Source organism: Paracoccus salsus, from assembly GCF_021556615.1.
Classification (GTDB): Bacteria; Pseudomonadota; Alphaproteobacteria; order Rhodobacterales; family Rhodobacteraceae; genus Paracoccus; species Paracoccus salsus.
Map to the genome: position 1 here is coordinate 445700 of NZ_JAKGGD010000001.1, position 13678 is coordinate 459377.

Annotated in this window: 12 protein-coding genes, 1 tRNA gene and 1 pseudogene; 6 read left to right on the forward strand and 8 right to left on the reverse strand. The window is 67.4% G+C overall.

The genetic code is table 11. The features are described from left to right. The first annotated feature begins 84 nt into the window (after positions 1–84). Entirely contained in the window at positions 85–2277 is a 2193-nt protein-coding gene (locus L1965_RS02210) for a YjbH domain-containing protein (RefSeq protein WP_235754766.1), read from the forward strand. Further along, positions 2274–2933, forward strand: a complete 660-nt coding sequence (locus L1965_RS02215; protein WP_235754767.1) for a YjbF family lipoprotein — start codon at positions 2274–2276, stop codon at positions 2931–2933. Before L1965_RS02210 ends, L1965_RS02215 begins: the two co-directional genes overlap by 4 nt. A 191-nt stretch (positions 2934–3124) precedes the next feature. Here L1965_RS02215 and L1965_RS02220 read toward each other — a convergent pair whose 3' ends face one another. Continuing rightward, positions 3125–3328 (reverse strand): hypothetical protein, encoded by a 204-nt coding sequence (locus tag L1965_RS02220; protein ID WP_439332033.1) that lies wholly within the window; start codon positions 3326–3328, stop codon positions 3125–3127. 85 nt (positions 3329–3413) lie between these two features. Continuing rightward, positions 3414–4016: pseudogene (locus L1965_RS16020) on the reverse strand (metal ABC transporter permease); the annotation flags it as partial. Positions 4017–4430: 414 nt separating this feature from the next. On the opposite strand from L1965_RS16020, the gene hemP reads away from it, so the two are divergent. Beyond that, positions 4431–4607 carry a hemin uptake protein HemP gene (gene hemP / locus L1965_RS02235; protein ID WP_235754990.1) on the forward strand — a complete coding sequence of 59 codons (177 nt, stop codon included), beginning with the start codon at positions 4431–4433 and terminating at the stop codon, positions 4605–4607. A gap of 52 nt (positions 4608–4659) precedes the next feature. Here hemP and L1965_RS02240 read toward each other — a convergent pair whose 3' ends face one another. Continuing rightward, on the reverse strand, positions 4660–6144 hold the full coding sequence (locus tag L1965_RS02240; RefSeq protein ID WP_235754769.1) for a pseudouridine synthase: 1485 nt from the start codon (positions 6142–6144) through the stop codon (positions 4660–4662). 120 nt (positions 6145–6264) lie between these two features. On the opposite strand from L1965_RS02240, the gene L1965_RS02245 reads away from it, so the two are divergent. Both L1965_RS02245 and L1965_RS02250 read left to right on the forward strand, forming a co-directional pair. After that, positions 6265–6714, forward strand: coding sequence for a nucleoside deaminase (locus tag L1965_RS02245; RefSeq protein ID WP_235754770.1), 450 nt, complete (start codon positions 6265–6267; stop codon positions 6712–6714). A 90-nt stretch (positions 6715–6804) separates the two neighbouring features. Continuing rightward, positions 6805–6878 (forward strand) — tRNA-Gly (locus L1965_RS02250). A 261-nt stretch (positions 6879–7139) separates the two neighbouring features. Here L1965_RS02250 and pheT read toward each other — a convergent pair. Beyond that, positions 7140–9527, reverse strand: coding sequence for a phenylalanine--tRNA ligase subunit beta (gene pheT, locus L1965_RS02255; protein ID WP_235754771.1), 2388 nt, complete (start codon positions 9525–9527; stop codon positions 7140–7142). A 490-nt stretch (positions 9528–10017) separates the two neighbouring features. On the opposite strand from pheT, the gene L1965_RS02260 reads away from it, so the two are divergent. Continuing rightward, a complete protein-coding gene (locus tag L1965_RS02260; RefSeq protein ID WP_235754772.1) occupies positions 10018–10338 on the forward strand; it encodes a TM2 domain-containing protein in 321 nt (106 codons plus the stop codon). A gap of 22 nt (positions 10339–10360) precedes the next feature. Here L1965_RS02260 and pheS read toward each other — a convergent pair whose 3' ends face one another. The 4 genes from pheS to arsB all read right to left on the reverse strand — a co-directional run bounded on the left by pheS (position 10361) and on the right by arsB (position 13678). After that, a complete protein-coding gene (gene pheS / locus L1965_RS02265) occupies positions 10361–11440 on the reverse strand; it encodes a phenylalanine--tRNA ligase subunit alpha (protein WP_235754773.1) in 1080 nt (359 codons plus the stop codon). A 69-nt stretch (positions 11441–11509) separates the two neighbouring features. After that, a complete protein-coding gene (arsH, locus tag L1965_RS02270) occupies positions 11510–12223 on the reverse strand; it encodes an arsenical resistance protein ArsH (RefSeq protein ID WP_277882926.1) in 714 nt (237 codons plus the stop codon). Beyond that, complete coding sequence (locus L1965_RS02275; protein WP_235754774.1) at positions 12216–12635, reverse strand: arsenate reductase family protein; 420 nt, start codon at positions 12633–12635, stop codon at positions 12216–12218. Before L1965_RS02275 ends, arsH begins: the two co-directional genes overlap by 8 nt. Beyond that, positions 12632–13678: an ACR3 family arsenite efflux transporter gene (gene arsB / locus L1965_RS02280; protein ID WP_235754775.1), complete on the reverse strand. Its 1047-nt coding sequence runs from the start codon at positions 13676–13678 to the stop codon at positions 12632–12634. Before arsB ends, L1965_RS02275 begins: the two co-directional genes overlap by 4 nt.

Sequence of the window (13678 nt, forward strand, 5' to 3'; positions counted from 1 at the left end):
CTCTGCCGGCCAAGATACGCCGGCGGGCTGCATCGGCCGGGCTTTGCGACTATGATGCTGACAAACGCTGAACGAGGATATCCGATGCGCCGATCCCTTCTTGTCAGACGCCTGATGGCAACGGTTCTTCCCGCCGCGATGCTTGCTGGCTCGGTATCCTCTGTCGCAGTCGCCGACCCGATGCTTGGGCGCAACATGTCGACCTATGGCCTGCCAGGCGGCATCGACACCCCCACCGCCGAAACGCTGCCCGACGGGACGCTTGGCGCGACCGTGTCGTGGTCCGATTACGGTCGGCGGGGCAATGTCACCTTCCAGGCACTGCCCGGTCTGACCACCGTGCTTCGCTATTCCCGGATCGACGGCATCAACGACTTTCGACGCGAAGGCTATATCTCGGATCGCTCGCTCGACCTGCGCTACCAGATCGTGGATGAGCAGGGCTGGCGACCGGCGGTCGCGGTCGGGCTGCGCGACTTTCTCGGGACCGGCGTCTATTCGGGCGAGTATATTGTCGCGACCCGGAACATCACGCCGACCGTCCGCGCCTCGGCCGGGCTGGGCTGGGGCACTCTGGCCGGCAGGAACCGGACCATCGACGTGAACGATGAGGGCGGGACACCGAACCTGGATCAACTGTTCACGGGCGGTGCCAAGCCGTTCGGCTCGATCAGCTGGCAGGTCAATGACAGGCTCAGCCTGGTGGCCGAATACTCCAACGACAACTACGTCGCCACCTACAGCAATGGCCGGGAATTCCAGCAAGGCGAGGCGCCGGACAGCAACGTCAACCTCGCGGCCTATTACCGCCCGGGCCGCAATTACGAGCTGGGCCTTTACACCATTGGCGGCAAGACGTTCGGGGCGCAGTTCTCGGTTCTGCTGAATCCGCGCGATGCTCCGTACCCGTCAGGGCTGGAGAAGGCGCCGGCGCCCGTGCGTCCGAGGCCGTCACCCGCAGCCGATCCCGAAGGATGGTCGGGCCAATGGTCCCAGGACCCGACGGCCCAGCCCGCGATCCAGAAGGCGCTTGGCGATGCGCTGGCCAAGGAAGGTCAGATCCTGCAGTCCATGGCGCTGTCCGCGAACCGCGCCGAGGTTCGGATCCGCAACCAGCGCTATATCAACCAGGCCGAGGCGGTGGGCCGCACCGCGCGGCTGATGACCCGCGCGCTGCCAGCCTCGGTCGAGACGCTGGTGATCACATCGACCTCGGATGGGGTGCCGACCTCGTCGGTCACGCTGCGCCGATCGGATGTCGAACGGCTTGAGAATACCGAGGCGGGTCGGATCGCGGCCGCCTCGGCCGTCACCGACGCGGACCCCTTTCCGGGCGATCTGGTCCGCAGCGAGGGCGTGTATCCGCGTTTCCGCTGGAGCCTGAAACCCTATCTGGACCTGGGCATCTTCAGCGCCGAGGACGGACTGACCTACGAAGTCGGCGGCGAGGCCCGCGCCAGCTACGAGATCTTGCCGGGGCTGGTGGCAACCGGCGCCCTGCGCCAGCGCGCTTTCGGCAATATCGACCAGCGCGGGCCCGCCATCGGGCTGCCCGGCACGCGTGGCCAGTATTACACGCCCGAAGAGTATCTCGCCGATCCCGCCCTCGAGACCACGCCCGAGGGCGTGCCGCGCGTCCGCTCGGACACGCGGATGTATACCGGCAACAGCGATCCGGTGATCCCGGAACTGACCCTGGCCTGGTATGCCAAGCCTGCGAGAAACATCTACACCCGGGTGACCGGCGGCCTGCTGGAGCGCGCCTATGGCGGCGTCTCGGCCGAGGTGTTGTGGAAGCCCGCCGACTCGCCGCTGGCGTTCGGGGCCGAGGTCAACCGGGTCCGCAAGCGTGACTTCGATCAGCTGGTGGACTTCCGCGACTACGAGGTGACGATGGGCCATGTCTCGGCCTACTACGAATTGACCCAAGGGTTCACGGCGCAGCTTGATCTTGGCAAGTATCTGGCCGGCGACAAGGGGGCCACGCTGACGCTGACCCGCGAGTTCGCGAATGGCTGGCAGATCGGGGCCTTCGTGACCAAGACCGACCTTTCGGCCGAGGAATTCGGCGAGGGCAGCTTCGACAAGGGCATAACCCTGTCGATCCCGCTGAGCTGGGCCACCGGACAGCCCTCGCGTGAGCGCACGACGACCACGCTGAGATCCCTGTCGCGCGACGGTGGCGCGCAGTTGAACGTGAACGGCCGCCTCTATGACCGCGTGCGCGACAGCCATTCCGTCAAACTTTATGAAGGCTGGGGGAGGTTCTGGCGATGAAACCTGCACGCAAGATGACGCTGGCGGCGGTTGCGCTGGCCTCGCTGTCCGCCTGCGGCAACGGCAGTGAGGACGAAACCGGCTCCGGCCCCCTTGGCGTTCTGGCACAGACCGCGCAGCAGGCGGTTGCCGCGCGCCGGGCGTCCGGCCAGCCGACCGCGCCCGAAAAGTCCCCGGATGAGCGCGCAGCCGAGGCGCTGCGCGTGAATCCCGGCCCGCTGATCCTGGCCGGCTTTGAATCGCTTGGAAAGACCCAGATCATGGCGATGACCGGGCAGAACGGTGGAACGCGCACCTACATGACGCCGGCGGAAGAGGCGTTGATCCTGCGCGGCGGCATGCTGGTCGGCACGCGAGGACTGGGCAACGACCTTTCGGTGGCCGAACCGGAAACCGAAGCTCTGATCCGGTCGGGCGCGTCGGGCAACGGCCAGCGCGTGATGCGCTATTTCAGCGGCGACGGGCTGGAACGCCCGTTGCAATTCAACTGCACGGTGGGTGCGGGCGGCAAGCCAGGCGTGATCGTCGAAAGCTGCCGGGGACATGGCGCCGATTTCCAGAACAGCTATCTGGTGCAGGGCGGACAGATCGTCGTCTCGCGCCAGTGGATCGGACCCGCGCTTGGCTATGTGACGGTACAGACCCTGCGACCCTGAGAAAGCCCCGGTCGTTGCATCCAGGAAAGAACCGGCCCCGTCGAGGGCCGGTTCTTTCATCTGGGCCCGGTTTCCCGTCATGCGCGGTCGCCGGTGGCACGCAGCGGCCCGGGCGTCAGAGGCAAAGAAAAGGGGGCCGACCCGAAGGTCAGCCCCCTTGAACAGATCGGAAGATCCGATCGGTTCAGAAATCAGCTGTCGTCGTCATCCGAGGCGATGGCGGCGATCACGCCCAGCAGAAGCAGGGCGGGAACAACCAGGCCTGCGTTCGACGAGGCGGCCTGTTCTTCCACCACGACGGGCTCGACGTCGACGATCGGGGCAACGTAGCCACCGGCCAGAGCCGAAGTTGCGGTCAGGCCGAGTGCGGCAGCGAATGTAGCGAATTTGGTCATGATCATGCTCCGTTTCGTTGAAAGCTGCCGTCTCCGGCAACATCGATGAGACAGTTACACAATACCGGACGGTTGAAAAGCAGCATTAAATCAATTCCACCACCGGCTTGGGTCCACTGTTGCATATTGGCCAGCACATCGGCGACGGTTCGGCTTCACCTGCGTGTGACGCTGCGTAAACCTGCGTCAGCATTGCACTAATTGCGACGAAAAACTGTCCGGGGACGAAAGATAGCGCCGCGGCGGTGACGATGGACGAGCCCGCCGGACTGTCCAGATACAGGCTTGCCGCCAGCCCTCCAGGCACGGATGCCGACGCGATCGCGGCGGCAACGACCGCCATTCTTTCGGGCGTCGGCGCAAATCCGCGCGCGGCCGCCGCGGGCACGATCAGCATCGCCGAAATCGGCAGGGATCCGACCACGCGAATCGACCGCGCGACCACCACCGCAAGGGCGACCGACAGGACCAGTCGCTGCGGCCGGTGCGCCAGACCATACTGGACCCGAAAATCAAACGCCCGACAGGCGACGTGCGGCTGCCACCCGAAACCTTCGGCCGCCAGTCGGTCCAGCATCTCGCAGGCCCGCATCGCCCGGTGCGCCTCCAGAAGGATTTCCAACGTGCGGCGGCGCACGGGTGTCAGCCTTGCGCCCTGTGCGGCCAAGCGCTCCTCGGCGGCATCAAGAGCATGGGACTGGCAGGCAAGGGGTCACCCGGCACGGCAGGCTGCGGCCAGCGATCGCGGTCTCACTGGAGATGCGACCACCCCCTCGGCGGCACGGCTGAACCTGGTCCGGGAAAAGATCGCGCGGCCTGGGCCCCGTTGCGCCTTTCCCGAACATGCTCACGATCCCCGGCTGATTGCGACGGCGATCGAGGGCACGGATGCCGCGACCGGGGCAACGCTGAACCCGGGCCCCGACCTCTACCGCGATACGCGGCAGGCGCTTGCCGACGCGCTGACAGATTGCCTTTCCAGGAGTTGAGCGATCGGGTTGCGGCGCGGCGCGGCGAAAATCCCGACTATTTTACTTTGACATTTCTGACGGTATTTGTCAGCTTTCGGGTGTTGCTGTCCGACATTCAAGAGAGGCTGACCATGACCGCCGCCCGCCCTGCCGATTTCTCACCCTCCGCGACCAGCGCCTTGGCGCGCCTCCCCCAGCATGACGCGAATCAACTGACGCGCGGCGGCAATCAGGCCCTGATCGTGCTGGAGGATCAGATCTATCAGCTCAGGATCACGCGCGCCGGAAAACTGATCCTGACGAAATGAAGACCGGGCGCAAAGGCGCCCGGTGCAGACAGAGGGCCAGACCGCATCCGCGTCACGAACGCGGGCTGCGCGGCTTTCCCGTGGGGCGACCGCCGGGCTTGCCGGCCGGATTCGTCCCCGGGCGGCCCGATCGCTTGAACCCTCCCGGCCGCCCCGCCGGCTTGGGTCCGGCAGTGCGCGACGTGTCGTCGCCCTGACCCGCAGGGCGCGGCCCCTTGAACGCCGGCTTGCCGCCCTCGGGGCGCCGGCCCGGCTTGGCAAAGCCGCTGCCACCTGTCCCGGGCTTGCCTGCCGGTTTGCCTGCCGGTTTGCCTGCCGGCTTGTCATAGCGCGGCGCCGCACGCTCGTCGCCCTGCCCACCGCCCGTGCGCGCGGCAAAGCTGCGGCGCGGACGCTCGGCCTGGTCGCCGGTCTCGGCACGCGGGCCACGCGGGCGATCCGCCTTTTCCCAGGGCTTGCCGCCGCGCGGCTCTTCGCCTGCGGGCTTGGCCCCGCCGCGGAAACTGCGCGGCTTCTGGCCATCCCGGTCATCGCGGCGCGGGCCGCGCGGCGCATCGCCATCCTTGCTCCAGCGGGGCGCACGATCCGGCCTCGGGCCGGCCGGGCGTCCGCCAGCATCATCATGGCGGCGCGGCCGCTCTGCTCCGTCTTCCGACTTGCGGAAGGGCTGACGCGGCCCGCCGCGCTCGTCGCCGGCCCCGCGGGGTTTGCGGGCCCCCTCGGCGCCATGCGGACGCAGCTCGCGGTCCTTCTCGGTCACCTCGCCGGTCAGCAGCCCGCCCAGCTGGTCACGCAAGACGCGGCGCTTGACCTCGGAAACCTGATTCTTTTCCAGCCCGGTCAGCTTGAAGGGACCGTAGCCGATGCGGATGAGCCGGTTCACCTGCAGCCCCACATGCGTCATCGCGCGCCGGATCTCTCGGTTCCGGCCCTCGCGGATGCCGACGGTCAGCCAGGCGTTCGCCCCCTGCTGGCTGTCCAGCTTGATCTCCATCGGTGCGAAATCCTCGCCATCGATGGCTACGCCACGGCGCAAGGGCGCGAAGGTCATGTCGCTGGGGTTGCCGTTCACACGCACGCGATAGCGACGCAACCAGCCGGTCGCGGGCAGTTCCAGCCGCCGCTTCAGATCGCCATCGTTGGTCAGCAGCAGCAGCCCCTCGGAGGTCAGGTCAAGCCGGCCGACCGTCATCACCCGCGGCAGGTCGCGCGGCAAGGCGTCAAAGATCGTCTGGCGCCCCTTCTCGTCAGATTCGGTCGTCACCAGTCCGACCGGCTTGTAATACAGCCAGAGGCGGGTTTCCTGCTTTTCATCCAGCTGCTTGCCGTCAACCGTGATGCGGTCCGCGGGCAGCACATCCAGCGCCGGGCTGTCGATCTTGCGGCCGTTGACCGTCACGCGTCCCTCGACGATCATGCGCTCGGCCTCGCGGCGGCTGGCGACGCCGGCGCGCGCGATGACCTTGGCGATCCGGTCGGCCTCGGCGGGCTTGTCCGAGTTCGCGGGTGTGTCGGAATTCCGGGGTGTGTCGGTCATGGCGACAATCTCCTTCGCATCTCTGCGGTGGCAAAGGCGCTTTACTAGAGGTTTGCCCGGCGCGGGGGAAGGATTCTTTTGCCGGCTTGCGTGCCGGTCACGCGCTTGCGACAAGCGGGAATGGCGTTCACCTCGCATATGGCGCAGGCTCTGGCCGAGGCGCGTGCGGCCGCGGATCGCGGCGAGGTTCCGGTGGGCGCGGTCCTGGTATCCCCCGAGGGTCGCATAGCCGCAGCGGCGGGAAACCGCACGCGCGAGTTGTCGGACCCCACCGCCCATGCCGAAATCCTTGCGATTCGCACCGCCTGCGCCGCCGCAGGATCGGAACGCCTGCCCGGTCATGCGCTGTGGGTGACGCTGGAACCCTGCCCGATGTGCGCCGCCGCCATTTCGGCCGCCCGGATCGAGACGCTGTATTACGGTGCCGCCGACATCCGCATGGGCGGCGTTGCGCATGGCGCGCGAGTCTTCGATCACCCCCAATGCCACCACCGTCCGCAGGTCTATGACGGGATCTGCGCCGATCAGTCGCGCGCGCTGCTGCAAGGATTTTTTGCGCGTCGCCGCTAGGCTGCGCCGGGTCCGATCTGCGCCCCGGGACCACGCAGACGGCATCGGACAGCTTGCAGCCCGGCGCCGTCCCGCCTATAGATGGGGCACGCGGGTGTAGCTCAATGGTAGAGCAGCAGCCTTCCAAGCTGAATACGTGGGTTCGATTCCCATCACCCGCTCCATCATCCCCCGTGTATCATCCTGGCGGCCAGATCGCAGGGATGGGCCGCTGTGAACGGCATCGATCGATCGACGGCAGACCCGTCCGGCGCAGGTCGGGCAGGCGGTCATTCGCCATCACCCCAGCGGCAGGGAGCGGACCGCATCCGCCACGCGTCACGAAGCCTGACGACCGGTTCCGCATGTCACCAGGCAGCATAGCGCCGATCCCGAAGACGCAGGCGTGCCCGATGGCGCGGCCTCGACGCCCCATCCCTGTGTGGTCAGGCGCGCAGCGTGCCGCCGGTGGCCTTCTCGACCTTGTCGATGATCTTCCGGCTCACCGCCTCGATCTCGGCATCGGTCAGCGTCTTGCCGCGCGGCTGAAGCCGGGCGGTGATGGCAATCGACTTTCGGCCATCGTCAAGCCCGGTGAACTGATCGAAGACCGACACGCTCTGGATCAGCGCCTTGTCGGCACCTTGCGCGGCGTTGACAAGCGTCATCGCCTCGACCTGGGCATCGACGACGAAGGCAAAGTCACGCTCGACCGATTGCAGTTCCAGCAGCTCCAGCGCCGGGCGCGATGCGGTGCGGGCCTTCGGGAAGGGGATGCTGGCGATGTGGATCGTGAAGCCCACTGCCGGACCCTTCACGTCGACGGCGCGCAAGACCCTGGGATGGATCTCTCCGAACGTGGCCAGCACGTTCGGCCCCAGCGCGATATTGCCGGCGCGGCCCGGGTGCCACCATCCATCCAGCTTGCGGTTGACCTGCGCCCTCGCGGGCGCGCCGATGGCGGCCAGCACCGCCTCGGCATCCGCCCTGGCATCATAGATATCCACCTTGCGGCGGCTGCCGAACGGATCGCGCGGCGCGCTGGCGCCGACCAGCAGACCGCTCAGTTGCGTGGCCTGTTCGCCCGGCTCGCCGCCGGTGAACACCGGGCCGATCTCGAACAGGGCAAGATCCGCAAAGCCGCGTGCCTGGTTGCGCGAGGCCGCGGCCAGCAGGCCGGGCAGCAGGTCGGGGCGCAGATGGGTCATCTCGCTGCTGATCGGATTGTCGACGCGTAGCGCGTCGCCGCCACCGCCGAACAGCGTCGCCGCCGCCTCGTCGATGAAACTGTAGGTGACGCATTCGTTGTAACCCAGCGCCGCCGCCTGACGCCGCGCGGCCTTCTCGCGCATCTGCAAGGGCGTCAGGACGGGCCTCGGAACGCCGGGCTGCGGACGCGGCATCGGCTTGCCCTCGAGCCTGGTCAGGCTGGCGATGCGGGCGATCTCTTCGACCAGATCGGCCTCGCCCAGCACGTCGGGGCGCCACGAGGGCACATGCGCCATGTCACCCTCCAGCCGAAAGCCGAGCGCGCTCAGCGTCGCGCGCTGGGTGACGGCCGGAATGTCGAGGCCGACCAGACTGGTCGTGCGCGCCGGGTCCAGGCGGTAGGCGCGGTCGCTGTCGGGAATGGCGCCGGCAGTCACCACCTCGGAGGCTTCGCCCCCGCACAGATCGATCACCATTTGCGTCGCCAGATCAAGGCCATGCAGCGTGAAATTCGGATCGATTCCACGTTCGAACCGATAGCGTGCGTCCGAGTTGATCTTCAGCGCACGACCGGTCGCAGCGGTGCTGATCGGGTCGAAATACGCAGCTTCGATAAAGACATCGGTGGTCTCGTCACTGGCACCCGACACGGCCCCGCCCATGACGCCGGCGATGCTTTCCGGCCCGTTCCGGTCGCAGATCACCACGCAACCTTCAGGCAGGCTGTAGGTCTTGTCATCAAGCGCGACGACCTGCTCGCCGGGACGGGCCGCGCGCAGGGTCAGGTCGCCTTCGATCTTCGCGGCGTCAAAGACGTGCAAGGGACGGTTCAGGTCGTAGGTGTAGAAATTGGTGATATCGACCAGGGCATTGATGGGCCGCAAACCGATCGCGCGAAGGCGCTTTTGCAGCCATTCCGGGCTGGGACCGTTGCGCAGGCCGCGCACCACGCGACCGCTGAAAAACGGCGCCTTGTCAGACACATCGGCGTCGATACTGACCTTGATCGGGCACGGGAATGCAGGCAGGATCCGGGTCTCGCGGACGGGCTTGAGAACGCCCAGCCCCCGCGCGGCAAGATCGCGCGCGATGCCGTGGACACCCAGCGCATCGGGGCGGTTCGGGGTGATCTTGATGTAGATCATCGGGTCGATCTTTTCGGGCGCGTTGGCGGCCAGCCAGTCGGTGAATTTCTGCCCGACCTCGCCCGAGGCAAGTTCGATGATGCCGGTGTGTTCGTCCGACAGTTCCAGTTCGCGCTCGGACGCCATCATGCCGTGGCTTTCGACGCCGCGGATCCTGCCGATAGCCAGCGTGGTGTCGATCCCGGGGACGTAATCGCCCGGCTTCGCGAGCACGACGGTGATGCCCTCGCGGGCATTGGGAGCCCCGCAGACGATCTGTTTCTCGCCCTCGTCCGTCAGCACGCGACAGACGCGCAGACGGTCCGCATCTGGATGAGGTGTCGCCTCCAAGACCTTGGCAAGGGTGAAGGAATTCAACTTTGCCGCCGGATCGGAAACCTCTTCGACCTCAAGGCCCAGATCGGTCAGCGCCTCGGTGATCTCGCCGAGGGTCGCGCGGGTATCGAGATGCTCTTTGAGCCAGGAGAAGGTAAATTTCATGTCGCAGACTTCCGTTCGGCCCCCCGGTTCGGGGTTTGGACCGGTTCCTAACCCAAGGCGGCGGCGAATGGTAGGGGCCCGCGCAGCGTTGGCCCCGACGCGGCGCGGGGTTTTCCAGGCGATCGCGATGATGCCGGCAGACGACCCGGTTTTCATCGCGCCGGGCGCGGACCGGACAGGCACAGGAGGAGGCACGGCACCAGGCACTGGCCCGTGCACGGAGCATGCACGAGGCGTGCACCGGCCGTGCACAGGCTGTACACCGCTTGCGCGCGCTGTTGCGCGGAATGGCGCAACAGCATCGTTTGCGTCCCGCGACGCCCGGGGGCTGTCTGCCCCCGGACCCCCGAGGATATGTCCCGACCAAGGCAGGGCGCGGCCGCGCGGCGGCCCTGGTCCCGGGCGCGCGGCCTTGCGCGGCAGCGATCCTGCCCTATCTCTTGCGCGTGGGCGGCGGTTTCCGCCCGAGACCTGCAGGGACACGAGGCTGATGGGTGTGGAACGGGAATTGCTGATCGAGCAACGCGTGGCGAACGAGGCGAGATCGCCCTTCGTGGCCTATCTGCTGGCGATCCTGCTGTGGGGGTTCGGCGCGCATCGGTTCTATCTGGGCCGCTACATGAGCGGCGCGCTGATGCTGCTGTTGTGGGGCATCGGCTGGCTGACCGCGCCGATCCTGATCGGCTGGCTGCCCATCGCCCTGGTCAGCATCTGGGCGCTGGTCGATCTGTTCCTGATCCCCGGCATGATCCGCGAGGATCAGGCGATGATCCGGCAGCGGCTGACGGCGGAGGCGGTCGGGTATCGATGAACCGCGGGCGGCGGGCCGCTTGTCACCGGTTGAGCCCGCCCGCCACGCTTGGCACGTCGCCCGGCATGAAGCCGAAATGGCGCAGCCAGCGCAGGTCGGATTCGAAGAAGGCGCGCAGGTCGGGGATGCCGTATTTCAGCATCGCCATGCGATCGATGCCCATGCCGAAGGCGAAGCCCTGCCATGCGTCGGGGTCGATGCCGCCCGAGCGCAGCACATGCGGATGGACCATCCCCGAACCCAGCACCTCGAGCCAGCCCTCGCCCTCGCCCAGCTTCAGCGTGCCGCCTTCCCACGAGCACTGGATATCGACCTCGGCCGAGGGTTCGGTGAAGGGAAAATGGCTGGCGCGAAAGCGGGTCTTCACGCGGGTGCCGAAGAAGGCCGAAAAGAATTCCTCAAGCGTCCATTTCAGCTGCGCCATGGAGATGTCGCGGTCGATGGCCAGCCCCTCGATCTGGTGGAACATCGGCGTGTGCGTCTGGTCCATGTCCATGCGGTAGACGCGGCCCGGCGCGATCACGCGGATCGGCGCACCCTGATCCTGCATGGCGCGGATCTGGACCGGCGAGGTATGCGTGCGCAGCACATGCGGCGGGCGGTCGTCGCCCGGCGCGCGGTGCATGAAGAACGTGTCGTGTTCCTGGCGCGCCGGGTGTTCGGGCGCGATGTTCAGCGCGTCGAAATTGTACCAGTCGGTCTCGACCTGCGGGCCCTCGGCCACGGCAAAGCCCATATCGGCGAAGATCGCGGTCACCTCGTCCATGACCTGGCTGACCGGGTGGATCGTGCCTTGCGGGCGCGGCCGGCCGGGCAGTGTCACGTCCAGCCATTCGCCGGCCAGCCGTGCCTCCAGCGCGGCATCGTCCAGCGCGGCCTTGCGGGCGCGCAGCGCGGTGTCGATCTCGTCGCGCAGGGCGTTGAGCGCCTTGCCGGTGGTCTGGCGTTGCTCGGGGCTCATCCGGCCCAGTTCGCGCATCTTCAGGCTGATCTCGCCCTTCTTGCCAAGCGCGGCGAGGCGGACATCCTCGATCGCCGCGGGGTCTGCGGCGGATTTGATGCGGTCAAGCCATTGCTGGCGCAGGGGGGTCAGATCATCCATCGTCTTGCCTTCGCGTCGCGTGTCGGCGCCTGCGTTAGCATTTGTCGGCGGGCGGGGGAAGGCCGGGCACTAGACCGCCTTCGACTGGTTGACGCGCGCCGACAGGGCGGCGTGGCTTTCGACGCGTTCCGAGTAGCGGTCGGTCAGATGGTCGCGCAGGTCGCGGGTCAGCAGGGTGAACCGCATCAGCTCCTCCATCACGTCGACGATGCGGTTGTAATAGGGCGAGGGTTTCATCCGGCCCTGGTCGTCGAATTCGTCCCAGGCCCTGGCGACCGAGGACTGGTTGGGGATCGTCAGCAGCCGCATCCAGCGGCCGAGGATGCGAAGCTGGTTGACGGTGTTGAAGCTCTGGCTGCCGCCACAGACCTGCATCACCGCCAGCGTCTTGCCCTGGGTCGGGCGCACCCCACCAAGCGACAGCGGGATCCAGTCGATCTGGGCTTTCATCACGCCGGACATCGCGCCGTGGCGTTCGGGCGAGGACCAGACCATGCCCTCGCACCACCCGACCAACGCGCGCAGTTCGGCGACCTTGGGATGTTCGGCATCGGTCGCGTCGGGCAGCGGCAGGTCGCGTGGATCGAAGAGCCGCGTTTCGGCCCCGTATTCGGTCAGGATGCGGGCGGATTCCTCGGCCGCGAAGCGCGAGAAGCTGCGTTCGCGCAGCGAGCCGTATAGCAGCAGGATGCGCGGCTTGTGGGTGCTGGAGGTGGCGGGCTTCAGCCCCGCGGCGGTGATCGGGTCGAAGCAGTCGGGATTGACGTTCGGCAGGTCAGTCAAGGATCGTGCCCCCCTCATTCCGCATCCCTTGGCCGTCCTGGTTGCGAAGCGGGCCGGGCGGCAGGCTGTCCAGGAGGCCCAGCACGGCCTCTGAGGGGCGGCACAGGCGCACGCCCTTGCGCGAGGCGACGATGGGTCGATTGACCAGCACCGGATGGGCCAGCATCGCGTCGAGGATCGCGTCGTCGGATACGCCCTCATCCAGCAGGCCCAGATCCGCGGCCGGCGATTTCGTGGCCCGCAACGCCTGGCGCGGGGTCAGGTCGGCGGCGGCAAACAGCGCCAGCAGCTGCGGGCGGGTCCAGCCCTCGGCGAGGTAGTCGATCACGACGGGCCGGGCGCCAGAGGCGCGGATGATGTCCAGCACGTCGCGCGAGGTGCCGCAATCGGGGTTGTGGTGGATGACGATCATGTCCGGACCTCGGGGAAACGGTCTCGCGTGCGGTTGGCGAAGGCCACCAGCGACAGCATCACCGGCACCTCGACCAGCACGCCGACCACAGTCGCCAGCGCGGCGCCGGAATTCAGGCCGAACAGGCTGATCGCGACCGCGACGGCGAGTTCGAAGAAGTTCGACGTGCCGATCAGCGCGCAGGGCGCGGCGATCCGGTGCGGCACGCGCAAGGCATGGGCGGCGGCATAGGCCAGCGCGAAGATGCCATAGCTCTGGATCAGGATCGGCACGGCGATCATCGCGATCACGATGGGGCGGTCCAGGATCACCTGCCCCTGCAGCGCGAACAGGATGGCGACGGTCGCCAGCAGCCCGATCATCGAGAAGGGCTTGATCCGGGCGATGAAGGCGGCGGTTCGGTCGCCCATCGCGCGGCGGGTGATCTGGCCGGCGATCAGCGGCAGCACCACGTAAAGGACGGTCGCCAGCACCAGCGTCTGCCATGGCACCTGCACATCGGTCACGCCCAGCAGAAAGGCGACGATCGGCGCGAAGGCCACGACCATGATCAGGTCGTTCACCGAGACCTGCACCAGGGTGTAGGTCTCGTCCCCGCGGGTCAGCTGCGACCAGACGAAGACCATCGCGGTGCAGGGCGCGGCGCCCAGAAGGATGAGCCCGGCAATATACTGCGTGGCATCCTGCGGGTCGATCCAGGGCGCGAAGATGTATTCGAAGAACAGCACCGCCAGCGCGGCCATGGTGAACGGCTTGACCAGCCAGTTGACGGCCAGCGTGATCAGCAGGCCGCGCGGCTGTCGCGCGATCCCCGAGACGGCGCCGAAATCCACACCGATCATCATCGGATAGACCATCGCCCAGATCAGCACCGCGACCACGAGGTTGATCGAGGCGACCTCGGCCCCGGCGACGGCCTGCACCAGGCCGGGCGCGACCACGCCCAGCCCGATGCCGCCGATCATTGCGGCAAGCACCCACAGGCTGAGCCAGCGTTCGAATGTGCCAAGAGGCGCGGGTCCCGTGGCGGTCAGGTCGGTCAT

Bases quoted from the DNA above. Each gene is read 5' to 3' on its own strand.
- L1965_RS02210 (WP_235754766.1), top strand. From the start codon at position 85: ATGCGCCGATCCCTTCTTGTCAGACGCCTGATGGCAACGGTTCTTCCC.
- L1965_RS02215 (WP_235754767.1), top strand. From the start codon at position 2,274: ATGAAACCTGCACGCAAGATGACGCTGGCGGCGGTTGCGCTGGCCTCG.
- L1965_RS02220 (WP_439332033.1), bottom strand. From the start codon at position 3,328: ATGACCAAATTCGCTACATTCGCTGCCGCACTCGGCCTGACCGCAACT.
- hemP (WP_235754990.1), top strand. From the start codon at position 4,431: ATGACCGCCGCCCGCCCTGCCGATTTCTCACCCTCCGCGACCAGCGCC.
- L1965_RS02240 (WP_235754769.1), bottom strand. From the start codon at position 6,144: ATGACCGACACACCCCGGAATTCCGACACACCCGCGAACTCGGACAAG.
- L1965_RS02245 (WP_235754770.1), top strand. From the start codon at position 6,265: ATGGCGTTCACCTCGCATATGGCGCAGGCTCTGGCCGAGGCGCGTGCG.
- pheT (WP_235754771.1), bottom strand. From the start codon at position 9,527: ATGAAATTTACCTTCTCCTGGCTCAAAGAGCATCTCGATACCCGCGCG.
- L1965_RS02260 (WP_235754772.1), top strand. From the start codon at position 10,018: ATGGGTGTGGAACGGGAATTGCTGATCGAGCAACGCGTGGCGAACGAG.
- pheS (WP_235754773.1), bottom strand. From the start codon at position 11,440: ATGGATGATCTGACCCCCCTGCGCCAGCAATGGCTTGACCGCATCAAA.
- L1965_RS02275 (WP_235754774.1), bottom strand. From the start codon at position 12,635: ATGATCGTCATCCACCACAACCCCGATTGCGGCACCTCGCGCGACGTG.
- arsB (WP_235754775.1), bottom strand. From the start codon at position 13,678: ATGACCGACCTGACCGCCACGGGACCCGCGCCTCTTGGCACATTCGAA.